This window comes from Thiothrix sp., from assembly GCF_028714775.1.
In the GTDB taxonomy this organism is placed as follows: domain Bacteria; phylum Pseudomonadota; class Gammaproteobacteria; order Thiotrichales; family Thiotrichaceae; genus Thiothrix.
Genome location: NZ_JAQTLS010000006.1, coordinates 196,914 through 223,705, shown reverse-complemented (window position 1 = coordinate 223,705; position 26,792 = coordinate 196,914). Strand labels below are relative to the sequence as shown.

Annotated in this window: 23 protein-coding genes and 1 pseudogene; 14 read left to right on the top strand and 10 right to left on the bottom strand. The window is 52.2% G+C overall.

The window, feature by feature from the left end; genetic code table 11:
- Positions 1 to 189 precede the first annotated feature (189 nt).
- The 5 genes and pseudogenes from PHE17_RS07510 to PHE17_RS07490 form a co-directional block, all read left to right on the top strand.
- Positions 190 to 1,014: an AAA family ATPase gene (locus PHE17_RS07510; protein WP_301015209.1), complete on the top strand. Its 825-nt coding sequence runs from the start codon at positions 190 to 192 to the stop codon at positions 1,012 to 1,014.
- On the top strand, positions 992 to 1,618 hold the full coding sequence (locus PHE17_RS07505; protein ID WP_301015208.1) for a DUF4276 family protein: 627 nt from the start codon (positions 992 to 994) through the stop codon (positions 1,616 to 1,618). Before PHE17_RS07510 ends, PHE17_RS07505 begins: the two co-directional genes overlap by 23 nt.
- Before the next feature lie 71 nt (positions 1,619 to 1,689).
- Complete coding sequence (locus tag PHE17_RS07500) at positions 1,690 to 3,141, top strand: AIPR family protein (protein ID WP_301015207.1); 1,452 nt, start codon at positions 1,690 to 1,692, stop codon at positions 3,139 to 3,141.
- Positions 3,099 to 3,818: a hypothetical protein gene (locus PHE17_RS07495; RefSeq protein ID WP_301015206.1), complete on the top strand. Its 720-nt coding sequence runs from the start codon at positions 3,099 to 3,101 to the stop codon at positions 3,816 to 3,818. The genes PHE17_RS07500 and PHE17_RS07495 overlap by 43 nt, the downstream gene beginning before the upstream one ends.
- Positions 3,796 to 3,987: pseudogene (locus PHE17_RS07490) on the top strand (aminoacyl-tRNA hydrolase); the annotation flags it as partial. The gene PHE17_RS07495 and the pseudogene PHE17_RS07490, both read left to right, overlap by 23 nt.
- Positions 3,988 to 4,016: 29 nt before the next feature.
- On the opposite strand, the gene PHE17_RS07485 reads toward PHE17_RS07490, so the two are convergent.
- Genes PHE17_RS07485 through PHE17_RS07470 form a run of 4 tightly spaced genes read right to left on the bottom strand, consistent with a single transcriptional unit; the run spans position 4,017 to position 10,678 of the window.
- Entirely contained in the window at positions 4,017 to 7,604 is a 3,588-nt protein-coding gene (locus tag PHE17_RS07485) for a hydantoinase B/oxoprolinase family protein (RefSeq protein WP_301015205.1), read from the bottom strand.
- Between the two features lie 43 nt (positions 7,605 to 7,647).
- Complete coding sequence (locus PHE17_RS07480; RefSeq protein WP_301015204.1) at positions 7,648 to 8,784, bottom strand: ABC transporter permease; 1,137 nt, start codon at positions 8,782 to 8,784, stop codon at positions 7,648 to 7,650.
- Positions 8,781 to 9,707: an ABC transporter ATP-binding protein gene (locus PHE17_RS07475; protein ID WP_301015203.1), complete on the bottom strand. Its 927-nt coding sequence runs from the start codon at positions 9,705 to 9,707 to the stop codon at positions 8,781 to 8,783. The genes PHE17_RS07480 and PHE17_RS07475 overlap by 4 nt, the downstream gene beginning before the upstream one ends.
- Positions 9,704 to 10,678 (bottom strand): HlyD family efflux transporter periplasmic adaptor subunit, encoded by a 975-nt coding sequence (locus PHE17_RS07470; protein WP_301015202.1) that lies wholly within the window; start codon positions 10,676 to 10,678, stop codon positions 9,704 to 9,706. Before PHE17_RS07470 ends, PHE17_RS07475 begins: the two co-directional genes overlap by 4 nt.
- Positions 10,679 to 10,741: 63 nt before the next feature.
- Here PHE17_RS07470 and corA point away from each other — a divergent pair, with 63 nt between their 5' ends.
- A complete protein-coding gene (corA, locus tag PHE17_RS07465; protein WP_301015201.1) occupies positions 10,742 to 11,791 on the top strand; it encodes a magnesium/cobalt transporter CorA in 1,050 nt (349 codons plus the stop codon).
- On the opposite strand, the gene queF is transcribed toward corA, so the two are convergent.
- Positions 11,792 to 12,181 carry a preQ(1) synthase gene (gene queF / locus PHE17_RS07460; protein WP_301015200.1) on the bottom strand — a complete coding sequence of 130 codons (390 nt, stop codon included), beginning with the start codon at positions 12,179 to 12,181 and terminating at the stop codon, positions 11,792 to 11,794.
- Between the two features lie 84 nt (positions 12,182 to 12,265).
- On the opposite strand from queF, the gene cmk reads away from it, so the two are divergent.
- From cmk to pyrF, 5 genes are all read left to right on the top strand, one after another.
- Positions 12,266 to 12,913 (top strand): (d)CMP kinase, encoded by a 648-nt coding sequence (gene cmk / locus PHE17_RS07455; RefSeq protein WP_301015199.1) that lies wholly within the window; start codon positions 12,266 to 12,268, stop codon positions 12,911 to 12,913.
- A 121-nt stretch (positions 12,914 to 13,034) separates the two neighbouring features.
- Positions 13,035 to 14,702 carry a 30S ribosomal protein S1 gene (gene rpsA / locus PHE17_RS07450; protein ID WP_301015198.1) on the top strand — a complete coding sequence of 556 codons (1,668 nt, stop codon included), beginning with the start codon at positions 13,035 to 13,037 and terminating at the stop codon, positions 14,700 to 14,702.
- Positions 14,703 to 14,845: 143 nt separating this feature from the next.
- Entirely contained in the window at positions 14,846 to 15,151 is a 306-nt protein-coding gene (locus PHE17_RS07445) for an integration host factor subunit beta (protein ID WP_301015197.1), read from the top strand.
- Positions 15,152 to 15,222: 71 nt separating this feature from the next.
- Positions 15,223 to 16,371, top strand: a complete 1,149-nt coding sequence (locus PHE17_RS07440) for a tetratricopeptide repeat protein (protein ID WP_301015196.1) — start codon at positions 15,223 to 15,225, stop codon at positions 16,369 to 16,371.
- Between the two features lie 18 nt (positions 16,372 to 16,389).
- The gene (pyrF, locus tag PHE17_RS07435; protein ID WP_301015195.1) at positions 16,390 to 17,082 is read left to right on the top strand and encodes an orotidine-5'-phosphate decarboxylase; all 693 of its coding nucleotides are present in this window, start codon (positions 16,390 to 16,392) and stop codon (positions 17,080 to 17,082) included.
- Here the strand turns inward: pyrF and hflD are convergent.
- From hflD to PHE17_RS07420, 3 genes are all read right to left on the bottom strand, one after another.
- The gene (hflD, locus tag PHE17_RS07430) at positions 17,071 to 17,706 is read right to left on the bottom strand and encodes a high frequency lysogenization protein HflD (protein WP_301015194.1); all 636 of its coding nucleotides are present in this window, start codon (positions 17,704 to 17,706) and stop codon (positions 17,071 to 17,073) included. The genes pyrF and hflD overlap by 12 nt on opposite strands.
- Before the next feature lie 73 nt (positions 17,707 to 17,779).
- The gene (gene mnmA / locus PHE17_RS07425) at positions 17,780 to 18,892 is read right to left on the bottom strand and encodes a tRNA 2-thiouridine(34) synthase MnmA (protein WP_301015193.1); all 1,113 of its coding nucleotides are present in this window, start codon (positions 18,890 to 18,892) and stop codon (positions 17,780 to 17,782) included.
- Position 18,893: 1 nt separating this feature from the next.
- Positions 18,894 to 19,352 carry an NUDIX hydrolase gene (locus PHE17_RS07420; RefSeq protein ID WP_301015192.1) on the bottom strand — a complete coding sequence of 153 codons (459 nt, stop codon included), beginning with the start codon at positions 19,350 to 19,352 and terminating at the stop codon, positions 18,894 to 18,896.
- A 93-nt stretch (positions 19,353 to 19,445) separates the two neighbouring features.
- Here PHE17_RS07420 and rlmKL point away from each other — a divergent pair, with 93 nt between their 5' ends.
- The 3 genes from rlmKL (at position 19,446) to PHE17_RS07405 (ending at position 24,234) form a co-directional block, all read left to right on the top strand.
- Positions 19,446 to 21,587: a bifunctional 23S rRNA (guanine(2069)-N(7))-methyltransferase RlmK/23S rRNA (guanine(2445)-N(2))-methyltransferase RlmL gene (rlmKL, locus tag PHE17_RS07415; RefSeq protein ID WP_301015191.1), complete on the top strand. Its 2,142-nt coding sequence runs from the start codon at positions 19,446 to 19,448 to the stop codon at positions 21,585 to 21,587.
- A 196-nt stretch (positions 21,588 to 21,783) separates the two neighbouring features.
- Positions 21,784 to 23,079: a hypothetical protein gene (locus PHE17_RS07410; RefSeq protein ID WP_301015190.1), complete on the top strand. Its 1,296-nt coding sequence runs from the start codon at positions 21,784 to 21,786 to the stop codon at positions 23,077 to 23,079.
- Positions 23,080 to 23,277: 198 nt separating this feature from the next.
- Positions 23,278 to 24,234 (top strand): tetratricopeptide repeat protein, encoded by a 957-nt coding sequence (locus PHE17_RS07405; protein ID WP_301015189.1) that lies wholly within the window; start codon positions 23,278 to 23,280, stop codon positions 24,232 to 24,234.
- 45 nt (positions 24,235 to 24,279) lie between these two features.
- Here PHE17_RS07405 and aspS read toward each other — a convergent pair whose 3' ends face one another.
- Together aspS and PHE17_RS07395 are read right to left on the bottom strand one after the other, a co-directional pair.
- Entirely contained in the window at positions 24,280 to 26,049 is a 1,770-nt protein-coding gene (aspS, locus tag PHE17_RS07400; protein ID WP_301015188.1) for an aspartate--tRNA ligase, read from the bottom strand.
- A 141-nt stretch (positions 26,050 to 26,190) separates the two neighbouring features.
- Entirely contained in the window at positions 26,191 to 26,700 is a 510-nt protein-coding gene (locus PHE17_RS07395) for an outer membrane beta-barrel protein (protein ID WP_301015187.1), read from the bottom strand.
- Positions 26,701 to 26,792: the final 92 nt, after the last annotated feature.

The following is a 26,792-nucleotide window of genomic DNA, read 5'->3' as shown; positions in this document are numbered from 1 at the left end:
AATGCGGAAAAATCGCCAGAAAACGGATGTAATGTGCCTAAAAACTAGCGGGCACAAGATTTTTTAACAAAATGCCGGACAGTCAGTGCGCACCGCTGCGATACGCCGGGTTTTTAGAGGCTCCCTATAGAAGGTCAGCAAGACCGCTATGAGTACCAAGCCAAACTACTCGCCGATACCTCAGATCAGATGAGCATTGTGTATGAACATACGCGCTTAAGTGATGAAAAATGGATGATGTTGCCATCTGCTTCAACCGATGTATCTAGTGTATTTTATCAAGGAATTAGAAAACCTATTCTGGCTGATGGCAAGCTGTTGAAAAGCAGGATACCCCAAGTGTTAGGGTATTTTCTGCAACGTTGTCGGGTCTATCAATTTCATGACACTGCCAGAAATGCGGGCATCAAGAAGCACCATGACACCAGCGATTCGGTGTTTCTGAATTCTGATGGCGATAATTTGGCGGCTATATTGTTGGCCTTGCGTGAAAATCATGCCAAACGCTTTAAGCTGATAGAAAAGCAAATCAGCCGCGTATTGAGCAGCTTCGATGGCTTTGTGCTTGAGCCGCAGCACGGTAAAGTCATGTTACGCTGGAGGCATAAGCAAGGTGATAAAATCATGGGAGCGCACCTGACTTCTGATGGTTCGTTGCGTCTGTTTTGCCTGATTACCTTGTTAAACCTTCCCGTTGAACAATTGCCGGACATTATTTTGCTGGATGAGCCAGAGTTAGGTTTGCATCCCAATGCTATTACATTAGTGGCAGCGATGATTAAAAGCTTATCCAATCGTTGCCAGATTATTCTTGCAACCCAATCACCATTCATGGTCAACTGTTTTAATCTCGACAATATTGTAGTGGCTGATCTTGAAAATGGTGAAACGCGCTTGCGCAACCTGAGTCAAGCAGACTACCAACAGTGGTTGGATGATGATTTTAGTGTGTCAGAATTGTGGTTGAGTAATGTGTTAGGGGGCAACCCTGATGCGTGTTTGCGTTATTTGTGAAGGGCAGACTGAGCAGGAGTTTGCTGAGCAGTGCTTGTATCCGGTCTTGCTGACTAAAGGGATTTATATTTTTACCGACCATTTTGGCGGGAATGTGTCTGCGCCGCGTTTGGCGCATTTTGTGCGCAACAACTACCAAAGCTATGACGTTATCACGACCTTTGTTGATTTCTACGGCTTCAAGAATAACCAGAGCAAAACCCGTGCAGAACTCGAAGCTGCAATCATGCAGGCAACTCAAAGTCTGTTTGACAATGTAGACCCCGCGCAAAAATTTCGCCCCTATGTGCAGATGTATGAGTTTGAAGGTTTGTTATTCAGTGACATTCAGCAGTTTGAATGGTTGCTGGATGACTGGACTGAGGATAAGCAACAGGCATTGCAACAGATTCGTGATCAGTTCACCACGCCGGAGCAGATCAACAACAGTATTGAAACCAAGCCTTCCCACCGGATTGAGGGGCTATTTCCTTCTTATGTGAAGCCGACGCACGGTATCATTCTGGCGCAGGAAATCGGATTATCTCGCATCCGCAGCGAATGCCCGAATTTCAACGAGTGGATGATGTGGTTAGAATCATTGGGGGTTGATGTAGGTGATTGAAATATCTTATTTTATGTCAAGAGCGTACTTGTATGCACATAAAAATCTTCAAGATTAAGGGCAATAACTAAATGGCTGCAATCCAACCTTCTATGCTGGAAGCCTTGAAACGGATTCTCAGTGAGCGTTATGTGCCTCACTTACCACCACTGCTAGGCAATGGGGCAAACCAGCAGGATAAAAAAAACAAGCAAGTATCCCGTGCTTTCAGTGCCTTCGTACTACAAAGTAAATTCGGGCTAGATGCTAAAACTGCCGCCGAGCAAGTGACTGATGACTTCAACGACAATGGCATTGATGCGGTGTACTATCATGAAGCTGATAAGACACTCTACTTACTGCAATCAAAATTGAAAGCCAATGAACAGTTCTCACAAGAAGAAGCACAGGATTTTGCTAGCGGTATAGGGTTGTTGCTAAACAGTCAGTTAGATAATTTCAATAATAATTTTCAAAATCGGCGACACTCTATTGAGAATGCTTTAGATCAGTGTAATTACATTAAACTGGTGGTTGCCTATGTAGGCGATTCAGTATCGCTACACGCCCAAACAGTACTGCTTCGAGTAATCACCAACGAACGAGAAGAGGATGATCGTTTATGCGAAGCGGTTGAGTATTTTGATGCTCAATCCGTGGCGGAATCTCTTAGGCTTGAACAAGCACTAGAGCCAATTAAAATTGAAAGACTTAAGATACATAAATTCAGGGAGCTTGATGCCCCACGTAAAACAGTATTTGGGTTGGTTAGTATTGTTGATTTAATTGTGTTGCATAACAAGCACGATAAAGCCTTATATGAAAAAAATATACGCTTTTTTATTGGTTCAGGTAAGCGTGGTGTAAATAGTGCTATCAAGAAAACTCTACTGAATGAACCAGATAGCTTTTTTCATCTTAATAATGGCATTACATTTATTTGTGCTTCTATTAAAGGAAAGCGAAAAAGCAAATCAGATGATAGAAAAATAGAAAAGAATTTTGAATTATTGAGTGCTTCGGTTGTCAATGGTGCACAAACCATAGCATCAGCAGCTCAATTTGTAGTTGAGCATCCAGAAGCAGATATAAGTGCTGCCAAGGTGATGGTCACTATCATTCAAGCCAATGAAACAGGCGATTTCCATAAGCAGGTAACACGAGCAAGAAATCTACAAAATCCTGTTGAGCTTTCACATTTTACGGCGTTGGATGATGTGCAAGAGCATCTACGACGTGAGATAGCTATTCACGGTTATGAGTACCACTATCGTCCGTATGTTCAAGTTAGTGGACGAACAGGTCAGCATATTTTGCCTAGCATTACGATTGATGAACTTGCCAAGGCATTAGCTTGTTTCTCCAATGATGTCCGCTTTCCTGCCTACCTTAAGTCCGAGCCAAGCCAGTTCACAACAGCAGGTCATGAGTCTTATAAAGCAATTTTCAATGATAGATTGACAGGTGCAGCCGCTATCAATGCTGTTCTAGTCTTTCGTTGGTGGATTACGACGATATTTGTTACGACGAACACGCCGACCTGATCTACGACTTGGCGGGGCAAGTGGTAACGCACCTGCAAAGCTATTTGTCGGCTGATGAAGTACACAACGTGCTGGACAGCAACCGCCAACTGCTCGCCAAAACGTTGCACGCCCAAATGCAAAAGCATTACTGGGAAGATAGCAGCGAGTACGAAGTCGAAGTCAAGCAAGGGTTTACAGCACTCAAAGACTGCGCCTACACCGCTAAAGCAGGGCAGGTGGCACAACCGATCCGTGCAACTCTCACGGACAAATCCAAAATCAAGCAACTGTTGTTTGGTGAGTTTCAGCGTTGCCTGTACCCCTTGCAGAAATTCGATTCCGATACCGAACGCCGTTTTGCTGTGATTCTGGAGCGTGACGCGCAAAAGTGGTTCAAGCCCGTTAAAGGCCAGTTCAAGCTGTTCTACAAAGACGGCGCGGAACATCCCGAATACATCCCCGATTTCGTTGCCGAAACAGCGTATTGGGTGCTGATGGTTGAAACCAAAGCCAGCAATGAAATGGATAACGACCAAGTGTTAGCCAAAGCGGCAGCGGGGGCGATATGGTGCAAACATGCCAGCGACTATTTAGTGGCAAATGGCGGTAAGCCGTGGCGATATTTGCTGATTCCGCACGATGCAGTGAAAGAGCAGAACACGCTGAAAAGTTATGTACAACAGTTTGCGCATTGACGAACTCGACCTCCAGCCCATCCGCACCCAAGGCTCCGGCGGGCAGAACGTCAACAAGGTGTCGACTGCCATCCACCTGCGCTTCGACATTCACGCTTCATCCCTGCCGGATGCCTACAAGGAGAAGCTGCTGGCCTACCACGACCAGCGCATTTCCAGCGATGGCGTCATTACCAAGGTCGGGCGGGGGAGGGTGGATTACTGACCAAATCCCCCACCACCCGGCGTAGCCACCGTCAACACATCGCCCGCGTCTACTTCGATTTGTGCGATGCCCTCTAGTGTTTGCAGATAGCCATCGTTACGCAACACCCGATTCACCCCGCACTGCCCATGCCTGCCGCCCGCCATGCCATACGGCGCAACTTTGCGATGCCCTGACACGATACTCACCGTCATCGGTTCCAGAAAGCGGGTCTTGCGCACCACGCCATCCCCGCCGCGCCGCTTGCCTTTGCCCCCCGAATGCGGGCGGATGTGGAACGCTTCGAGCCGCACCGGAAAGCGTGTTTCGAGAATTTCCGGGTCAGTCAGGCGCGAATTGGTCATGTGGGTATGTACCGCGCTCGCGCCATCCGCATTCGCCGTTGCACCCGCGCCACCGCACAGGGTTTCGTAATACTGGTGGCGGGCATTGCCCCACGTCACGTTGTTCATCGTGCCTTGCGCTGCGCCCATGATGCCGAGTGCGCCGAACAGCGCATCCACCACGTATTGCGAAGTTTCCACATTGCCCGCCACCACCGCCGCCGGGTATTGCGGGTTCAACATCGAGCCGGGCGGAATAATGATCTTGAGCGGCTTGAGGCAGCCTTCATTGAGCGGGATATTGTCCGCCACCAGACAGCGGAACACGTACAGCACTGCCGCACGGGTAATCGCGGTCGGCGCATTCAGGTTGCCGGGATGTTGCGGGCTGGTTCCTGTGAAATCCAGTGTGGCGCAACGGCTGGCTGCATCCACCGTAATTGTCACGCAAATGCGGCTACCATCGTCCATCTCATACTGGAAACTGCCATCACGCAGGCTGCCGATCACGCGCCGCACCGAAGCTTCCGCATTATCCTGCACATGGCGCATGTACGCCTGCACCGTCGCCAGCCCCATCTGCGCGATCATGCGTCGCAGTTCGGCTTCGCCGCGTGCGCAGGCTGCCAGTTGCGCCTTCAAATCGGCGATGTTGTAGTCGATATTCCGCGCTGGGTACGCGCTGGATGCCAGCAGGGCGCGAATCTCTTCTTCACGAAACCGGCCTTGTTCCACCAGCTTGACGTTGGTCAGCAGGATGCCTTCCTCGTCAATCGTGCGGCTTTGCGGTGGAATCGAACCGGGGGTAATCCCGCCCACATCCGCATGATGCCCACGGGTAGCGACGTAGAAAATGATCGCGTTGCCCGTTTCCTCAAACACCGGCTTGACCACGGTGATGTCGGGCAAATGCGTGCCGCCGTGGTACGGGTCGTTGAGGACGTACACATCGCCCGGCTGCATAGCCCCCGCATTGGCACTGATCACCGCTTTGATGCTTTCGCTCATGCTGCCCAGATGCACCGGCATGTGCGGCGCATTCGCCACCAGATTGCCATCGGGGTCGAAAATCGCGCAGGAAAAATCCAGCCGTTCCTTGATGTTTACCGACACGGCAGTTTGTTCCAATACAAAACCCATCTGCTCGGCGATGGACATGAATAGGTTGTTGAAAATTTCTAGGCGGATGGGGTCGGCGGAAGAGAAATTCCCCCCGCCCCCCCTTTTGCAAAGGGGGGTGATGGAATCGAGGATGAGGTTGTTTTGGTGGGTTAAGGTAGCTGACCAACCCGGTTCAATGACAACCGTTCCTGTGCTTTCCAGAATGACTGCCGGGCCATTGATAGTTTCCCCAATCTGTAAACCATCCCGTTGGTAAAACGGCGTATCCCGCCATTCTTCGCGCATAAACACCCGATGTGATGTCGCAGCTTCTTCACTCCCCCCTTTGAAAAAGGGGGGCTGGGGGGGATTTTCTTCCCCAGCAATCCCCTCCACCTCAACACTCGCCACAACAACGGCCTTCTCCACCGCCATAAACCCAAACCGCTGCCGATGCGCCGCCTCAAATGCCGCCCGAATCCCCGCCGCATCTTCCCCATCCCACGCCACCAGCAAACTCGAATCCGACCCCGCATACCGGCAATGCAACCGCGTTTCATGCCGTAACTGTGCCGTGCTGACGCCTTGGTTACGGATATGCGCCGCTGTTTCCACCACCAGTTCTGCCTGCTGTTGCTGCAAACCAGCCAGCATCGCATCATCCAACACCGCTTCCACACTGCGCGTCAAAATATGTCGCACATCCGCCAAGCCCATCCCATACGCCGACAGCACCCCCGCGAACGGATGCAGGAACACCTTGCGCATCCCCAACGCTTCCGCCACCAAACACGCATGTTGCCCACTCGCCCCGCCAAAGCAGCACAGCGCGTACTCACTCACGTCATAGCCGCGTTGCACCGAAATCTTCTTGATCGCATTCGCCATGTTCTCGACAGCGATATGAATAAAGCCTTCCGCGACTTGTGCGGGGGTTAGGCTTCGGCTGCGCTCAGCCAGCGTGGCGAACTTTGCACGTACAACCTCGGTATCGAGCGCTTCATTGCCATCCAGGCCAAAGATTTGCGGGAAATAATCCGCCTGCAACTTGCCCAACATCACATTGCAATCGGTAATCGTCAATTCGCCACCGCGCCGATACGCCGCAGGCCCCGGATTCGCCCCGGCAGAGTCCGGCCCTACCCGAAAACGTTGCCCATCGAAATGCAAAATTGAACCACCACCCGCTGCGACGGTATGAATCAGCATCATCGGCGCACGAATCCTTGCCCCGGCAATATGGCTTTCCAGCGTGCGTTCGTACTCGCCCGCAAAGTGGCAAACGTCAGTCGACGTACCGCCCATATCAAAGCCGATCAGCTTGTCGAAACCCGCCGCTTGTGCAGTTTGCACCATGCCGACCACGCCACCCGCAGGCCCTGACAGAATCGCATCCTTGCCAGCGAAATGATCCGCGTGGGTCAAGCCGCCGTTGGATTGCATGAAAAACAGCTTGGTATCCGGCAACTCCCACGCCACTTGTTCTACATAGCGCCGCAACACAGGCGACAGGTAAGCATCCACCACGGTGGTATCGCCGCGCCCCACAAACTTGATCAGCGGGCTGACCGCGTGGCTGGTGGAAATCTGGGTAAAACCGACCTCGCGGGCAAGTGCTGCCACCAGCATTTCGTGCTGCGGGTAGCGATAAGCGTGCATGAACAGGATCGCCACCGAACGCAAACCCTTAGCGTAAGCGGCTTGCAGGGCAGGGCGGATGTGCGCGGAGTCAGGTGCTTGCAATATTTCACCATCCGCCGCAATACGTTCATCCACCTCCAACACGTCGACGTAAAGCATCTGCGGCAGTTCAATATCGAGCGCGAACAGGTTGGGGCGCTGTTGGTAGCCAATACGCAAAGCGTCGCCGAAACCGCGAGTCGTCACCAGCAGCACGGGTTCGCCTTTGTGTTCCAGCAGTGCATTGGTAGCAACGGTCGTACCCATGCGTACCGTGTCGATGCGTTCGGCAGGGATCGCTTGCCCTGCCGCCACACCCAACACATCACGGATGCCTTGCAGCGCCGCGTCAGGGTAACGTTCCGGGTTTTCCGACAGCAACTTGTGGGTGTGCAAACTGCCATCGGGGGCTTGCGCCACGATGTCGGTGAACGTGCCGCCTCGGTCGATCCAGAATTGCCAGCGTCCGTTGGTCATTAGTTATCTCGATGATGGTTGAAATGACAGCGCGATATGCTGGCTAATCCAGCGTGCGCTTATAAAACTTAGCCCCTAGCGCCACGATCACGGTCATGAACAGCATAATAGGCCAGACATGAGGCCAAATTTCCACCAGATCATTGCCCTTGAGCAGAATCCCGCGCACCAGCCGCAAGAAATGCGTCAGTGGCAGCCCATTGCCGATCACTTGCGCCCAGCCCGGCATCCCCCGAAACGGGAACATGAACCCCGACAGCAAAATCGACGGCAGGAAGAAAAAGAACGTCATCTGCATGGCCTGCAACTGGTTCCGCGCAATGGTCGAAAACGTCATCCCCAGACTCAGGTTGGCAGCAATGAATAGCAGCGACACCGCATACAGCAACAACAAGCTGCCCTGAAACGGCACGGCGAAAATGAACCGCGCCGCCAGCAAAATCAGTGTCATTTGCACCAGCCCGATCATGATGTATGGCACAATCTTGCCCGCCATGACTTCCAGCGGTTTCGCCGGAGTCGCCAACAGGTTCTCAAAAGTACCGCGTTCACGTTCGCGGGTCATCGCCAAGCCGGTCATCAGCACCATCGTCATGGTCAGAATCACGCCCATCAATCCCGGCACGATGTTGTACTGGGTAATGCCTTCCGCGTTGTAACGGCGATGTACGCGCACTTCAAACGGCGCATCGCTCGGGCGCAGTTTCGCCAGCGATCCCGTCAGGTCACGGTTGAGCACCGATTGCCCCACCGTCAGCAACGAAGCCAGCGCATTGCTGGTCGCTGCCGGGTCAGTCGCATCCGCTTCCAGCAGGATTATTGGGCGTTCGCCGCGCACCAGTTGCCGCGAGAAATCGGGCGGAATGTTAACCACGAATTGCACCTCACCTTCCGCCAGCAGTTGGTTGGCCTGCGCTTCACTGCTTACTTGCTGCACGATCTGGAAATACCCGGTGTTCTCCAGACTGCGGATGAAGGTGCGGGTAAACACGCTGTTATCCTGCACCTGTATGGCGGTCGGTAAATGCTTGGGGTCGGAGTTGATGGCGAAACCGAACAGCAGCAATTGCATGATGGGGATGCCCACAATCATGCCGAAAGTTAGGCGGTCGCGACTCAACTGCACGAGTTCTTTCAGCGCAATACCCCACAAGCGGGCGAGTGAAGCTGCCGGGTTCATACGACCTCCTGCTGGTCGTTTTGCCGTTCCATCAGGCTGATGAACACGTCTTCCAACCCGGCTTCAATTTTCTGCCACTGGTAGCCGGGCAGTTGGCGGAAAGGTTCCAGTGCGGCTTCAAGCAATGCCGCATCCCCGCCGATGACGTGCAAACGGCTGCCGAAGGCCGTGACCTGTTCTACCGCAGGCAGGTGGCGTAACTGTTCCGCCAACCCTTGCAGTTCTGCGCCACTGACTTCCCACGCCGTCAGCCGCTGGCTGGCAATGACTTCCTCGGCGCTGCCGGTGATGAGCAATTTGCCACGGGCGATGTAGGCGAGTTTGTGGCAACGTTCGGCTTCGTCCATGTAGTGGGTGGAAACCAGCACCGAGATACCTTGCGCCGCCAGTTGGTGGATTTCATCCCAGAATTCGCGCCGTGCTTTGGGGTCGACACCTGCGGTGGGTTCGTCGAGCAGCAATAATTGCGGTTCGTGCATCATGCAGGCGGCTAGGGCAAGACGCTGTTTCCAGCCGCCAGAAAGTGCGCCTGCTAGCTGGTTGCGGCGTTCATCCAGCCCCAGTTTGACCAACACGGCGTTGACGGCTTGTTTGCGGTTTTTCATACCGTACATGCGGGCGATGAAATCGAGGTTTTCGCGGATAGTGAGGTCTTCCCATAACGAAAAACGTTGGGTCATGTAACCGACGTGGCGCTTGATCGCGGCGGTTTCGCGGATGACATCGTAGCCGAGGCACTGGCCTGCGCCGCTGTCAGGAGTGAGTAGACCGCACAACATGCGGATGGAGGTGGTTTTGCCGCTGCCGTTAGGGCCGAGAAAGCCGAAGATTTCGCCCTGTTTGACTTGCAACGACAAATCTTGGACGACGTGTTTGTCGCCGAAGTGTTTGTTGAGGCCGCGCACGTCGATAGCGAGGGTCATGGCTTATTACCCGCTTCCAGTGCCACATCCACGGGCTGCCCTACTTTCAGGCGTGATGCGTCCGCTGCATTGGGTATTGCTTCCACCATCACCACCAGTTTTTCGCGCGAATCCTTGCTGTAGATGACCGGTGGGGTGTATTCGGCTTGTGGAGCAATGTAGCTGATTTTCATGCGGATAGGTTCGCCGCAGCCGTCGCAACTGACCTGCACGCCTTGCCCAGTTTGCAAGCTACCGAGTTGTGGTTCGGGGATGAAGAAGCGCACCTTGCGGTTTTCTGGCGGCAAAATACTGAGCACCGGGCTACCAGCGGCTACCCATTCGCCTGTACGGTAATAGGTGTCGTCCACCATGCCATTTTGGGGGGCAGTGACAGCTTTTTGGTCGAGTTGCCATTGCGCTTGGGCGAGGGCGGCTTCGGCAGCTTTGATACTGGCTTGAGCGGCAAGGCGGGTTTGGTCGCGACCTGCCAGTTGTGCGGTGTTAATTTGGGCTTGGAATTCGCGGACTTTGGCAGCGGCGGTGTCGCGTTGTGCTTTGTAAGTATCAAGGTTCGCAGCGGGCAAATAGTGCTGTGCTACCAGTTTTTGTTGGCGGGCAAGTTCGGCTTCGGCGGCTTTCAAGCTGGCTTGGGCGGACTCCAGACCCGCTTGTACCGTGGCGATTTCGCTGGGGCGTTTGCCAGTATCAAGATCGGCGGCTTGCGCTTTAGCTTGGGAGAGACGGGCGTTGGCTTCAGCAACGGCAGCTTGTTCTTTGACAGCATCCAGCGTGAACAGTGCTTGCTTGGCGCTGACATTATCGCCACGTTGCACGCTGATTTGTTCCAGCTTGCCCGCAAGCGGCGCGGCAAGGCGCAGGTATTCGCCTTCAACATAGCCTTGCAGGGTTGCCGATGGGCTATCCTTACACCCAGCCAGCAAAGCCAGCAGCATTCCGGTGACGGCGAGTCTGCGTAAATCTGTAGGCATACACCACTCTCCTTACTGCGATATGATTCGTGACAGCTTAGGCCATTATACACTCGGAGTCGCATGGAAACTTTCGGCAAACGCTATCACCCACCGGGCACACCACCGGGGACGCTTTCCCGTCACGGCGCGGGCGGTGAAACCTGTATCCGCTTGTTTGAATACGATGCAGAGCAGTTCAGTGAAATCCTTTCACCCAGCGTTACCCAATGTCAGGCCGCGCTAGGCAATACGAAGGTCGACTGGCTGGATGTCACAGGTGTCTACGACCCTGCCGCCGTCAACCAATTGGGAGAAACCTTCGGCCTGCACCCCTTGGCGCTCGAAGACATCCTCAATAGCGGACAGCGCCCAAAGATCGACTTCCATGAGCAATACGCCTTCCTGATCCTCAACCTGCCGCACTTGGTTGAGGGTGAAATACTGCTGGAACAAATTAGCCTGTTCGTCGGCGAAGGGCATTTGCTGAGCTTTTGCAACGGTGACGGTACTGCTTTCGAGCCAGTGCGCGAACGCTTACGGCAAGGTTTTGGGCGTATCCGCACACGCGGTGTCAGTTACCTGTTGTATACGCTGGTGGATGTGGTAATCGACTCAGCTTACCCGCTACTTGAAGACCTCGGCGAACAGATCGAAGACCTCGAAGAACAAGTGCTGGAAAAGCCCGACAAGCGCATCCTCAATACCCTGCATGAACTCAAGCGCGACCTGTTGCTGTTACGCCGCGCCCTTTGGCCGCAACGTGAAGTCATCAATCGCTTGATCCAACACGATGCCGAACTGGTCGATGCCACCATGCGCCCGTATTTCAGTGACTGTTATGACCATGCCGTGCAAGTCATTGACCTGATTGAAACCTACCGCGAAATGCTCAGTGGCATGTTGGACATTTACCTTTCCAGCGTCAGCAACCGCATGAACGACATCATGCGTGTACTCACCATTGTCGGCACGATTTTCATCCCGTTAACCTTTATTGTCGGCGTATACGGGATGAATTTTGAAAATATGCCGGAATTGAAATGGCAGAACGGCTATTACGGCGTATGGGGCATCATGATCGTATTGGCAATCGGAATGCTGGCGGCCTTCAAGTGGCGCAAATGGCTGTAATTACGCCAATTCCACTTTTGGGGCGGGAACCCAACCCACCTTGCGGTGCTCGACCACTACGGTAGTGTAAATACCGCCACGTACATTCCATACCCCAGTCAGGCGCATAAAACGTGGTTCGGTCGCGGTTGCCAAGTCTTCCAGAATTTTGTTGGTGACGGCTTCGTGGAATGCGCCTTCTTCGCGGTAGCTCCACATGTAGAGCTTGAGGGATTTCAGTTCCACACACTTTTCGTCTGCCACGTATTCAATCTTGAACTGGGCGAAATCCGGCTGCCCGGTTTTAGGGCAAATGCAGGTGAATTCCGGCACGTCGATACGGATGGTGTAATCGCGCTGCGGGTTAGGGTTGGGGAACGTTTCCAGTTCTTTGCTTGGACGGGTGGACATAGTGGCTCCTGTGTTAGCCAATGGACAATCGGGCAGCGATTATAGTAGCCTCGCGCACCTTGGCACAGTAGTTTGGTTATCTTTATGCATATTCCCGTCCTCACCATTGATGGCCCCGCCGGAGCAGGCAAGGGTTCCATCGCCTGCATGTTGGCTGATAAGCTCGGTTGGCATTTGCTCGACAGCGGCGCGATTTACCGCGTGGCAGCGCTGGCGGCCTTGCGCCGTAGCTTGAGTTTACATGATGAAGCCGCGCTAACAGCGATGATTTCCAAGCTAAATATCGAATTCAAAAACGGCGAGGCGTGGTTGGATGGGCAAAAGGTGACGGCGGACATCCGCAACGAAGCTTGCGCCAGTGCCACCTCACAAATTGCGGTTTTGCCCAATGTGCGGGCAGCTTTATTGCAACTTCAGCGTAACTTCCGCCAACTGCCGGGTTTGATTGCCGATGGGCGTGATATGGGGACAGTGGTATTCCCCGATGCCACCCACAAGTTTTACCTCACGGCGAGTGCTGAAATCCGTGCAGAACGTCGCCTGAAACAGTTGAGCGAACAGGGGCTTAGTGCTAAACTCTGCGACCTGATTCAAGACATTAATGCCCGTGACGAGCGCGACAGCAACCGTCCGGTAGCTCCCCTGAAACCTGCTGATGATGCAGTGGTGATTGATACCAGCCCGCTTACTCAAGCGGAGGTATTTGCGGAAGTGTTACGGCACATTAGCTAAGCATTTGTTTGGATTAATAAATTTGTAGGTAGCCCTGACAGGCAGTCGGGGCTTTTTGCGTTTTACCCGTCATAGCAGGATGCCTTGGCGATAACATTGATATTTACAGGTATTTTTTTCCATGACTGAAAGTTTTGCCGAACTGTTTGAAGAGAGCCTTTCGTATACCCAAATGCAGCCGGGCGCTCTGCTCAATGCAACAGTTCTTGAAGTACGCTCCGATTTCGTTATTGTCAGCGCGGGCCTGAAATCCGAAGGTGTTATTCCTGCCGAGCAGTTCAAAAATGAACGCGGTGAAATCACTGTTAAAGTGGGTGATTTGGTAGAAGTAGCACTTGATACCGTCGAAGACGGTTTCGGTGAAACCCGCCTGTCCCGTGAAAAAGCCCGCCGTCTGCGTGCTTGGGAAATTCTGGAAGAAGCGTTTACTAACGACGAAATTGTTACTGGTATCATCACTGGTAAAGTTAAAGGCGGTTTCGTTGTTGAACTCAGCGACATCCGTGCATTCTTGCCTGGTTCACTGGTGGATGTACGTCCAGTCCGTGACACTTCCTATCTGGAAGGCAAGGAATTGGAATTCAAACTGATCAAGCTGGATCAAAAACGCAACAACGTTGTGGTTTCACGCCGCGCAGTTGTGGAAGAAGAATACAGTGCAGAACGCGAAGCGCTGATGGAAAACCTGCAAGAAGGTCAAGTCATCAAAGGCGTGGTCAAGAACCTTACCGATTACGGTGCGTTCCTCGACCTCGGCGGCATCGACGGCCTGTTGCACATCACCGACATGGCTTGGAAGCGCGTCAAGCATCCTTCTGAAGTCGTCAGCATCGGCGATGAAATCGAAGTTAAAGTCCTCAAGTTCGACCGCGACAAAAACCGCGTATCCTTGGGTCTCAAGCAGTTGGGCGAAGACCCATGGCAAGATTTGGTCCGTCGTTACCCGTCCGGCACGCGCATCTTTGGTAAGGTCAGCAACCTGACCGACTACGGCTGCTTCGTGGAAATCGAAGACGGTGTTGAAGGTCTGGTACACGTTTCTGAAATGGATTGGACGAACAAAAACGTTAACCCAGCTAAGGTTGTAACCTTGGGTGACGAAGTTGAAGTCATGATCCTCGACATCGACGCTGACCGCCGCCGCATTTCCTTGGGCATGAAACAATGCCAAGCAAATCCGTGGGATGAGTTTGCAGGAACCCGTAACAAAGGTGACCGCGTTTCCGGTAAGATCAAGTCAATCACTGACTTCGGTATCTTCATCGGTCTGGATGGTGGCATTGACGGTCTGGTTCACTTGTCTGACATTTCTTGGAACGTTCCTGGCGAAGAAGCCGTGCGTAGCTATAAGAAAGGCGATGAAGTTGAAGCCGTTGTATTGGCAGTTGATCCTGAGCGTGAGCGCATCTCCTTGGGCATCAAGCAAATGGAACAAGACCCGTTCTCCAACTTCGTTGCAGCCCACACTAAAGGCAGCGTAGTCAAAGGTACTGTGGTTGAAGTTACCCCGAAATCTGCCAAGATTGATCTGGGTGAAGGCATCGAAGGTATCCTGCGTGCTTCCGAACTGTCCCGCGACCGCGTGGAAGATGCACGTACCCTGTTGAAAGAAGGCGACAAAATTGAAGCCAAATTCATGGGCGTTGACCGCAAAACCCGTTCCATCAACCTGTCTATCAAGGCCAAGGATGATGACGATGAAGCACGTGTGATGCGTGAGTACACCGGACGTTCCGGCGGTGCTTCCACTTCACTGGGCGACATCTTTAAGGAACAAATGGGCGAATAATATCCGCCTTCAGGACGACAAACAGGCCAAGGATGGTCTATAGTTTTTGGTATTGCGGGTCATAAAGCCCGCGATACTTTCAAAAATCCGAAGCTGCAACAACGATTAATGAATGCCCCATCGCTTGTTCAGGAGTGGAAAGGATGACCAAATCTGAAATCATTGATATTCTGTCGCGCAAACAAAGCCACCTCAGTAGCCGGGATGTAGAATCGTCCGTCAAGCTATTGTTGGACAAGATGAGCGACACCCTGTCGGATGGCGGACGTATTGAAGTCCGTGGTTTCGGCAGTTTTTCGCTGCATCACCGTTCTGCGCGGAAGGGGCGTAATCCCAAAACAGGGGATCAGGTGGAATTGCCACCTAAACACGTCCCGCATTTTAAGCCGGGCAAGGAATTGCGCGAGCGGGTGAACGAATCACGGGAGCAATATCCGATTCAGGATTAGCTTTAGGTGTGTTTCGTTATCCAAATGAACTAAGGGGGGCGCGTTGCCTCCCTTTTTATGTCTGAAAGGTTATGCAAGAAATACTGTTCTTATTACTACCGCTGGCCTTTTACTCAGGTTGGCAGGCTGCACGTAAACGCTACAAAGAGCGCCAAGAAAAGCGTAAGCAAATTTCCGTGCATTTTGTGCGCGGTATTAACTACTTGCTGAGCGAACAGCCGGATAAGGCGTTGGACGTATTCCTTAATTACCCAGAAATTGACGAATACACTGCCGATACATTTTTGCTGTTGGGCAACTTATTTCGTAACCGGGGGGAAGTCACCCGTGCGTTGCGGGTACACCAAAACCTGGTGGCACGTCCTGATTTAAGTAAAACCCAACGTACTTCTGCGATGCTGGCCTTGGGCGAAGACTTTTTCTCCGCCGGAATGTTGGATCGGGCAGAAAGTGTGTTCAGCGAATTACTCAAAGATGATCCTAAAAGTTCGGATGCTTGCGAGCCATTGCGCAACATTTACGAGCAATTGCATGAGTGGGACAAAGCTATCGAAATCAGCCAATGCGCCCAACAACGTGGAAAGACTGACCACAGCCGTTTGATTGCCCACTATTACTGTGAGCTGGCAACGCAGGAATTACAGAAAAACAATTTGTTCCGCGTGGAAGAAACCATCAAACAAGCCGCTAAAGTTCATCCCGGCTCTTCGCGCATACAGGTATTGAGAGGCGATTTGGCATTCGCACGCGGGCAACGCAAAGAGGCATTAGCGACGTACCAGAAGGCTATCCTTCAGGATACACGCCTGATGGGAATGCTATTTAGCCAATTAATCAATAACTTCCCCGAGAAAGATGAACTGGAAAGTCTATACCTGTTTACCCAGCAGGCTTTCGCAAAAACACAGGATGTGCGCTTGTTTGCCTACCTGCTGCAATTGGCGCGTAAGCTCGGTAAATTGACGGATATGCACACGCAAGTGGAAGAGCATTTGCTGAAAGGCAAACCGACGCTCAACACCTTGGCTTATTCCACTGAAGTGCTGTCTTCCTTGTGGAAAGACCAAGGGGCTTGTGAAATCACCCAGATACAAACCGCCTTGCAGCGCTTGGCGGCGAATCAGCCAGAGTTCCAGTGCAGCCATTGCGGGTATAAAATGCACGACTATTTATGGCGCTGCCCGGCCTGCCATCAGTGGGATACGGTCAGCAATGTTTAACTTTTTTCGGGATCGCGTATGTCTAGCCGTTTGATTATTGCCCTTGATTTTGGGACTGCCGAACAGGCACTTGCGTTTGTGGAACCGCTTGCCCCTGCACAATGCAAACTTAAGGTGGGCTTTGAGTTGTTTGTCGCTGCGGGGCCTGAATTTGTACGCCAACTGGTGCAGCGCGGGTTTGACGTATTCCTTGACCTGAAATTCCACGACATCCCCAATACCGTGGCATCGGCGTGTAAAGCGGCAGCAGGGCTGGGCGTGTGGATGATCAACGTCCATGCCGTGGGTGGGGCTAAAATGATGGCAGCAGCACGGGAAGCCTTGCAGGACGTTGCCAATCCCCCAAAATTGATTGCCGTTACCGTGCTGACCTCAATGGATAAGGCGCAATTGCAAAGTACAGGTGTGGCAGCAGAGCCAATGCAGCAGGTGCAACATCTGGCGCAATTGGCAGCAAGCAGTGGCTTGGATGGGGTCGTCTGTTCTGCGCAAGAAGCTGCGATGCTACGGGCAGCGTTGGGGCAAGATTTCCTGTTAGTAACGCCGGGTATCCGTCCTGCAGGCAGTGACCAAGGCGACCAATCGCGGGTAATGACGCCGGTTCAAGCGCGGGAAGCAGGTGTCAGTTACGTGGTGGTGGGCAGGCCGATTACCCAAGCACCTAATCCACTGGCAGTTATTGCACAGATCAACGCTAACTTAGGCTTTTAATAAACTTTGTGCTTCTTGTTGCATGGAGCCGCGTGAGAAAATCAGTTTCCAGCGGCTTCCACCCGCTTGCCGCCACAGCAGTGCAGCACGCACACCCGCTAGCAACAAAGCACGGATTTTCGCGGCATTATCGGGGTTGGAAAGGTGGCCTTGGTCGCCTTTGATCATGATGCGGGGGCCGAGTTTACTGATGGTGTTACTGTAGATTTCCCCCAAGCGAGCGATCATATTGGGGTGCGTCATGGCAAAGAAATCAAGCTGTTGCTGGGCGCTCTCAATGCTGCCTAACAATTTACCGAAAGTATCCTGATCGTTCGCTAGCTTCTTTTCCAAGTACAACAGGTTGACTGCGTAGCGGGTGGCTTCGATGTTTTTGGGTTTACCATCCGGGGCAAGGTTGCCAGAACCCAACTGGTGCATCAACACACGCAGCCCGGTTTTTAGGTTGCCTACACCGCCGTACAGGGCTTCGGGGGAACTGCTATCTTCGGTTAAGATGCTGTTGATGCAACTGTCCAGCAGTTCGTTGTCCACGTTTCCGCGCGTGGCGATCTGGAGAACACCTTCCACGCATTGGAATAGGGCAGCAAGGGCGATAGTACGGTTTCGGGTATTGGCTTCCACAGGGGTATCTTTACTCGGATAATCATTTTAAATACACAGCCTTGGATATAAGGGCAGGCTGCGACAATTCAAGTCAGCGGGCAAATTCAGGACAATCCGTTGCCATGCTGTCAATGATACCGCCACCGAGGCAGGTTTCTCCCTGATAAAACACAATCGACTGACCGGGGGTAATGGCGCGTTGGGCTTGCGGGAAACACACTTCACAATCCCCGCCATCGCGTATGATTACCTGACAACTTTCTTCCACCTGACGGTAGCGCACTTTGGCTTTGCATTCAAATGCTTGTGCGGGTGCAGCGCCTGCAACCCAATGCAATTGCGAAGCCAATAGGAAATGTTTCATCAACAATTCGTGCTGATGGCCTTGGGTGACAATCAGACGGTTGTTGGGCATATCCTTATCAACCACGAACCACGGTGACTCTGCTGCATCTTTACGCCCGCCGATGCCTAAGCCTTGACGCTGACCGAGGGTGTAATACATCAGGCCATAATGCTGCCCAATCACCTCGCCTTGCGGGGTAACGATGTCACCGGGCTGGGCAGGCAGGAAACGTTGCAGGAAGTCGCGAAACTTACGTTCGCCGATGAAACAAATACCCGTGCTGTCTTTTTTGCGTGCGGTGGTAAAACCCGCTTCATCTGCGATTTCACGCACTCGGCTTTTTTCCAACTCGCCAACCGGAAACAGGCTGCGTTGCAATTGGTGTTGTTGCAGGGTGTAAAGGAAATAGGTTTGGTCTTTGTTAGCGTCCACGCCTTTGAGCATCCGTACCGTGCCATCGGGGTCGCGGGCAATGCGGGCGTAATGCCCCGTGGCGATGTAGTCAGCGCCCAGTTCCAGTGCGAAATCGAGGAAGGCTTTGAACTTGATTTCCTTATTGCACATGATGTCCGGGTTGGGGGTGCGCCCGGCACGATATTCGTCGAGGAAATAAGTAAACACCCGATCCCAATATTCGGAAGCGAAATTCATGGTATGCAACTTGATGCCCAACTGGTCGGAAACCGCTTGGGCATCGGCAAGGTCAACGGCGGCGGAACAGTAGTTTTCCGTGTCGTCTTCCTCCCAGTTTTTCATGAATAGCCCTTCCACGCGATAGCCTTGCTGAAGCAAGAGAAGGGCGGCAACTGAGGAATCTACCCCGCCGGACATACCGACAATGACACGTGGTTTGTTCATGTCAGTCATTGGACAGGAAATATTGCAAACTGTCGAGGGAATGGCGCACTCCGGCGTCATACATATCCAACGAACGCCCCACCAATTCACTGCGCCAAACATGCGGCTGCTGGTTGTGGATTTGTTCACGGGTCAGCCAGTGTACCGCGATAATGTCTGAGTCGATCTGGTAGCCGGGGACAGGTTCTAGGAGCGTGCCGGTAAACGTGAAGCGCAGGTACACACGGTCAGGGTCTTCGCGCTGCATGTGGAAAATTCCCAGCAGGGCAGTTGGCTCGAAACGCCAGCCAGTTTCTTCCAAGGTTTCGCGGCGCACGGCGTCCAGCAAACTTTCCCCGTGCTCCATGTGCCCGGCGGGCTGGTTGATGGTCAATTGCCCATAATGCATTTCTTCCACCATGAGAAAACGTCCATCACGTTCAATGACACTGGCGACGGTGACGCGGGGTTTCCAAACCATTGTGATTATCCTCTGGGACGAAACGGGGTATTCTACCCAATATTTGTGTGGTTGGGGTAGAATCCCGTTTTGCCCTCTTACCCGGTCAACGACATGCAGCCAGATAACGTGACGCCTTTGCAGTGGTTTTTCGCCTGCCCCCAATTTATTGAGCCATTGCTCGCCAACGAGCTGAGCCATTGCGGTGCGCAACAGGTGAAAATCGGTCATGCCGGTGTGCAAGCGATAGGTGATTTGGCTTTCGGCTACCGGGCGATGTTGTGGAGCCGTTTGGCTTCCCGCGCTACTTTGCAATTGGCGGAAGGTTTCGGCAAAGACCAAGAAGAATTACGCACCCTCATTAATACCATCCCTTGGCAAGAACACCTCCGCGCTGATGGTACACTAAAAGTACGTTTCTTTGGCCTCAACGATGACATCCGCAACACCCAGTTCGGTGCGCAATGGGTGAAAGACCAGATTGCGGATTACTTTACGGCGCGTGACGGTATCCGCCCCAGCGTCAGCAATGAGCCGGATATTGTGGTGGTGGTTAACCTGCACAAAGGCAATGCCAGCATCGGCATCGAACTCAACCAGCAAAGCCTGCATCAACGTGGCTACCGGCAAGCGGATAGCCACGCACCGATCCGCGAAAATTTGGCGGCAGCAGTGTTGATCCGTAGCGGATGGCCTGAAATGGTCGCCAGTAACGCGCAAAGTATTGCCCTGTTCGACCCGCTGTGCGGCGCAGGCACATTGTTGATCGAAGGTGCATTGATGGCGCTGGACATTGCCCCCGGCCTGTTGCGCGAACATACGGTTGCAGAACGTTGGTTAGGTCACGATACCGGATTGTGGGATACCCTACTGGAAGAAGCCAAACAACGCCAAGCCACCGGATTAGCCAACGAAACGCGTTTCGCTTTTTGGGGTAACGACCCTAACCCTGCGGAAATGATCGCAGCGCGTGCAGACTGGCGTTCTATTGACTTGCCTGCCGCACGTTGGACGCAATGCGACCTCAACACCATGCCGGAAGCTTCCCCGGCTGCAACAGGCTTAGTCATCAGCAGCCCGCCGTATGCAGAAGGCGACACTTCAGTTGCCCTACGCCCGCTTTACAATGCACTGGGAAATTGGATGGCGAGTTTACCCAGCGGCTATCGCGGTGCACTATTTGCCGATGCACAAGCCCCCGTGCCACTGACTAACCTGTTCTACAGCAAAGAATACCGCCTGCTGAATGGCGAAACCGAATGCAAACTCTATACGTTCGAGCATCTGCGCCAAAAAGAATGCCCCACTGTACTGATTTCTGACGATCTCGCCAACCGTATCAGCAAAAACCTGCGTAAGTTAAAGCCATTTATCAAGTCGGGGCAGAGTAATGCCTATCGCGTATACGACGCTGACATCCCCGAATACTCGATTGCCGTTGACCGTTACGCTGACTGGTTGCACGTACAGGAATACGCGCCACCCAGAACAATTGACGAGAAAAACGCCAAACTGCGGTTGGAACAGGCGTTAATGACCTTGCCGGAAGTGCTGGACGTTGATCCTCGCCACATCGTCCTGAAACAGCGCAAACAGCAGAAAGGCAAAAGCCAGTATGAAAAACAGGGCAGGGCGGAACAAGCGCTGACTATCACCGAAAACGGCGTGCATTTTAAGGTTAACCTGACGGATTACCTCGATACTGGGTTATTCCTTGATCACCGCCCAATGCGCTATTGGCTGCAACAGCATTCACGCGAGAAAAAAGTGCTGAACCTGTTTTGCTACACGGGCACTGCCAGCGTCCATGCAGCCGTTGGCGGTGCGAGCAGGGTGGATAGCGTGGATATGTCCGCCACCTATCTGGAGTGGGCGCAAGCCAATTTCGCCCTCAACGGTTTCCGTCATGACCCTTACCGGCGCTACCGTTTCATCCAAGCCAATGTGCTGGATTGGCTGTACGACTGCGACGAATTTTACGACCTGATCTTCCTTGATCCACCCACGTTCAGCAATTCCAAGCGGATGCAGGACACCTTTGATGTGCAACGTGACCATGTGGGGTTGATTGATGATGCCATGCGGGTACTCGCTGCAGATGGGACGCTAGTATTTTCCAACAACTTCCGCAAGTTCAAACTTGACCCAGCCGTAACGGAAAAATATCAGGTGCAGGACTACCGGATACAGTCCTTACCGCCCGATTTTGAGCGTGATCCAAAGATTCACGGCTGTTGGTTGATCAAACACAAGTAAGGAAATCAACCTATTGGGGATTTTTCTGCTTCTTTCTCAGATAACGGGGAAGAAGTGGGAGGTTTGTACAAATACAATTTATTTTTAATAACGTATTTAAGTAAATAAAAATATTTACTTTATTAACAATAAGTTATACTAAAAATAGTTAGACGTGTTTATACGTTCTTAGTTAATCATTCAGGGAACACTACCCATGAGCAATGTCGTCAAACTGCGTGACGTAGGAAGCTACAACACGATTGAAGTCGAAGAAGTCCCATCCGAATTTCCGGTTCCCCATGCTGGCTGCTATTACGGCATTGCTGGACGTTTTGCCCAAGAAGCCTGCGAAAAGTCTGAAGCCGATCCGATTGGTGTGCTGACCCATTTGTTGACATGGGCAGGCGCTTATTTCGGCAATAAAGCCGTATTGCGTTTGGGGGATGTGGAAGCACCGCCGCGTTTATTCAGCGTAACCGCGAGTTCTGCCGGTGGCGGGAAGGGGACAGCCGCCGCTCCGGTCAGGAAACTGATGTTGGAATACGTGAATGTGCAACTGCGTAAAATCGGCTTGCCGCCAGCATCGTACCGCGATGGCCCGATGTCCAGCGGGGAAGGGCTAGCGTGGGCTGTCCGTGATCCCGCCGATACGGAAGATGAGGATGGCAACGCCACAGACAAGGGTGTCAGCGATAAGCGCCTGATGATTCTGGAAGAGGAGTTTGCCGCCGTCTTGCAAGCTGCACGCCGTGAAGGCAATACCGTTTCCGCCGCGATCCGCCGTTTTTGGGATTCGGGTAACTTTTCCCCGATGACCAAAAGTAACCGCGTTACCGTCACCGATGCACACGTTTGCTTTGTTGCCCACATTACCTACGAGGAGCTGATAAAACGGCTGGAGCAAAGCGAATACGCCAGCGCATTAGCGAGCCGCATCTTATGGGTATGCGTGCGCCGTCCTAAGATCGTGGCGATTCCCGAAAGCATTCCAGTGGCGAAAATGTTGCATTACGCCGATGCCATTGCCAAAGCCATCCAGTTTTCTGCCGAAACCAATGAACTGAGCCTCACCGCAGAATCCTTGGAACTGTGGGGAACACTGGCGATTTCCTTGGCGAAGGCCAATTCCCCGATGTCTGAGCGTGCACGTGTCCAAGTGTTACGGATAGCCTGCGTGTTTGCCTTGCTGGACTGTACCGATCAAGTTACGCCGCAACATTTACGTGCAGCAGCACACGTCTGGGATTATTGCCTCGGCAGCGTTGCTTACATCTTTGAAGGTGAACAGAACGAAGAGGCCAACAAGATTCTGGTTGCACTGCGTAAACACGGTGGGATGACCACAACGCAGATCAGGGTGAATGTGTTCCAGCAAAACATTAAGTCAGCAGCGATGAATACCTTACTCAAGTCACTGGAAACACAGGGAAGGATCAAGCGTACTGTACGCCAACGTGCTGATGGGAGAAATGGTAAGCCTGCGACGGTGTTTGAACTTGTTAATATCTAAAATACGTTTACATATGTAGCATATAAATCATACTATCTATATGATTAACAAGTAATTAATACTAATTACGTTTATACGTTATTAAAAATAAATTTGAATCGTTCAAAAATTTACCTTTGACAGAGCATTGCCCATATTGTTGGCTATACTTTGGATAGTGTGTATTTGAGTGTTACCCCCTACATTGAGGTGTATTTTATGGACGACATATCCCTTTCATTGAGGGGTTTCGAGAATCCCCCTAAGCTACTGCGCAAACAACTGGTGAAAATGTTGGTCGCTATGACATTGGCTACCTTACCGGGCATTGCGTCGGCGATTATTCCACCACCGTCCGTCTGTGCAATCAGATTGCCTGCCAAACAAGTTGTGGATGAGTATTTTGCTGAGAATGCTAAGCTGAAGCAGCTTGCCGAGGCGGATTCCAGCAGTGAAGTACTGCAACGCGATTTGAGCGTGAGTTACATCAAGATCGGCGACATGCACAAGCTCAAAGGGGAGCCTGACAATGCGTTACAAGCCTACAAGAGCTCCGTGACAATCAGCGAAAAGCTTTTAGATGCAGCACCAACGCAGCCTGAACGTTTACGTGATTTGCCCATGGGTTATGAACGGATTGGTGATTTCTACCTAGAACAGAAGGATACCCGCGAAGCACTGGTATGGTATGAGCGTTCGTTTGGTATCACTGAGCGCTTGCAAGCATTGTTGCCGGAAGATGTTGGTGTGCAAAGGGAATTATCCGTGAGCTACAACAAAATGGGCAATTTGTATGCTACTCTCGGTGAATTAAAACCTGCGATAGACATTTACCTCAAAGCATTACCCATTAGCGAGAAGCTATTGGAACGCAACCCTAACAATATCGGCCTATTGCGTGATTTATCAGTAAATTACAATATGTTGGGAGATTTGTATTCAGGTATTGGTGACGTTCAAAATGAACAAAAGTGGCATCAAAGTGCACTGGCATTTAACCAAAACCTGCTAGGGCTTGATCAAGAGCGGAAAGCCGAGTACTTGGTAAGGTCATTGAAAATATTGCAAAAACTACAGGCGAGAGTCCCTCTTTCGGCAACCCAAGCTAACCTGCTTAAATCCATTGATGCGCAATTCCCAAATGGCATACCGCCAGCGCTTTGTGCGATAAGGTAGGAAGTCTCCAACTCCCCTCTACCAATGGAAGAGGGGAGTAAGGGCTTATTTCTGCGGCAACTGCACGCGGATGTTTAATTCGCGTAATTGCTTGGCGCTGACTTCCGCTGGGGCGTCGGTCAGTGGGCAAGCGGCAGTCTGGGTTTTCGGGAATGCCATTACGTCGCGGATTGACTGGCTACCCGTCATCAGCATGATCAAGCGGTCAAGGCCGAAGGCTAAACCACCGTGCGGTGGGCAACCGTATTTCAGCGCATTCAGCAAGAAGCCGAATTTCTCTTGGGCTTCTTCGTCGGAAATCCCCAACAGTTTGAACACAGATTTCTGCATTTCCATGTTGTGGATACGCACTGAACCGCCGCCGAGTTCCGTACCATTCAGTACCATGTCGTAAGCGATGGAAATGGCTTCTCCCGGATTCGCCAGCAGTTCTTCCGGCGTGCCCTTAGGCGCAGTGAATGGGTGATGCAGGGCAACCCAGCGTTTGTCTTTTTCGTCCCACTCGAACATCGGGAAGTCAACCACCCATAATGCTGCCCATTCGCTTTGCGCCAAACCACGGTCGTGACCGAGCTTCACACGCAATGCGCCGATGGCATCGTTGACCACACGGGATTTGTCCGCACCGAAGAAAATCAGGTCGCCGGTTTGTGCGCCGGTGCGTTCCATGATTCCAGTGACGGTTTCATCCGGCAGGAATTTCAGGATAGGGGATTGCAAGCCTTCGCGTCCGGCAGCAGCGTCATTGACCTTGATGTAGGCCAAACCTTTCGCGCCATAACGCCCAACAAAAGCGGTGTAATCGTCAATTTCTTTGCGTGACAGTTCATTCCCGTTTGGCAAGCGCAGGGCTACCACACGGCTATCCGGGTCTTTCGCTGGAGCAGAGAATACCTTGAATTCGACGTTTGCCATCAAATCGCTAACTTCGACGAATTCCAGCGGAATGCGCATGTCTGGCTTGTCAGAACCGAAGCGGTGCATAGCTTCAGCGTAAGGCATACGTGGGAACGGGTTTGGCAGTTCAACCCCCAGCGTTTCCTTAAAATTCGCCCGCATCATTTCTTCCATCAAGCTCATGATGGCATTGTCATCCATGAAGGAGGTTTCAATATCCAACTGGGTGAATTCAGGCTGGCGGTCGGCACGTAAGTCTTCGTCACGGAAGCAACGCGCAAACTGGTAGTAACGATCCATGCCGGACATCATCAGCAACTGTTTGAACAATTGCGGAGACTGGGGCAGGGCGAAGAACGAACCCGGATGCGTGCGGCTAGGCACGAGGTAATCGCGTGCACCTTCTGGGGTGGCTTTGGTCAGCATCGGGGTTTCGATGTCGAGAAAGCCATTGTCTTCGAGGAAACGGCGCAGGAAACCTGTGACTTTCGCACGGGTTTGCAGACGCTTTTGCATTTCTGGGCGGCGCAAGTCGATATAGCGGTAAGTCAGGCGCGTTTCTTCGCCAACGTTGTCTTCATCCAACTGGAACGGCGGGGTTTCAGCCGCGTTCAATACATTCAGTTCAAGGCCAAGGATTTCGATTTGCCCACTGCGCAGGTTGGCATTTTCGGTTCCGGCTGGACGGCGGCGAACTTTGCCGACGACTTGCAGCACGTATTCATTACGGGCGCGTTCTGCGGTTTTAAAGACTTCGGCGCGGTCTGGGTCAAACACGACCTGCACCAAACCTTCCCGGTCACGCAAGTCGATAAAAATGACACCACCGTGGTCACGGCGACGGTTTACCCATCCACACAAAGTAACTTGCTGATCCAGCAGGGCTTCATCCACCTGCCCGCAATAATGGCTACGCATCGTATATTCCTGAAAATCCAATGTGATTTGTGATTATAAAGGCGGGAATGTTAAGCCTTGGCAGGCTTGTGTGCAAGCTGGAATCAGCTATAGGGCAGGGCGGCGGAAGGCTTTTTTAGGCCGTTTCCGCCGCTGACAGAATTACAATGTGGAGAATACCGCACCAACAGAATACATATTGGCTTTGAGGTCGCCGCCTACGTGTTCGTATTCACCACGGACGCCCCAGTTATCGTCGATTTTGTAAGTAGCACCCGCACCTAGCAAAATGTCAGTACCATTTAGCGTACTGTCACCTTTCCAAGCGATTGCCCCAGCTTTACCGAATGCCTTGATGTTATCCGCTACGGGCATGGAATAGAGGCCGGAAGCGCTCAGACCTGTTACCTTGACATCATTGGCTTTGACCATGCTGTGGTAAGCACCTTCAACAGCAATGTCGGAAGTGACATTATACCCACCATACATTTTCCAGTTGGAACCTTTGCAGCCCGATGTGCTACCACAATCAGCATCAGTTTTTCCCAAGCTCACACCACCGTAAACTGTGCCGCCACCTTCTGAAGTATCGGAAGAACCGAACAGGTCATCTGCCATAACCGCAGATGTTGAGAATGCTGCTAGTGCTGCGAGCAGAAATTGCTTTTTCATAGCCCGTTACCCTCATTTATTGTTGTAATTAAACCACTAAGCCAATTTTATTCCTGTGTATTCACATCAGCAATGGGTAGGCGTGGATTTCC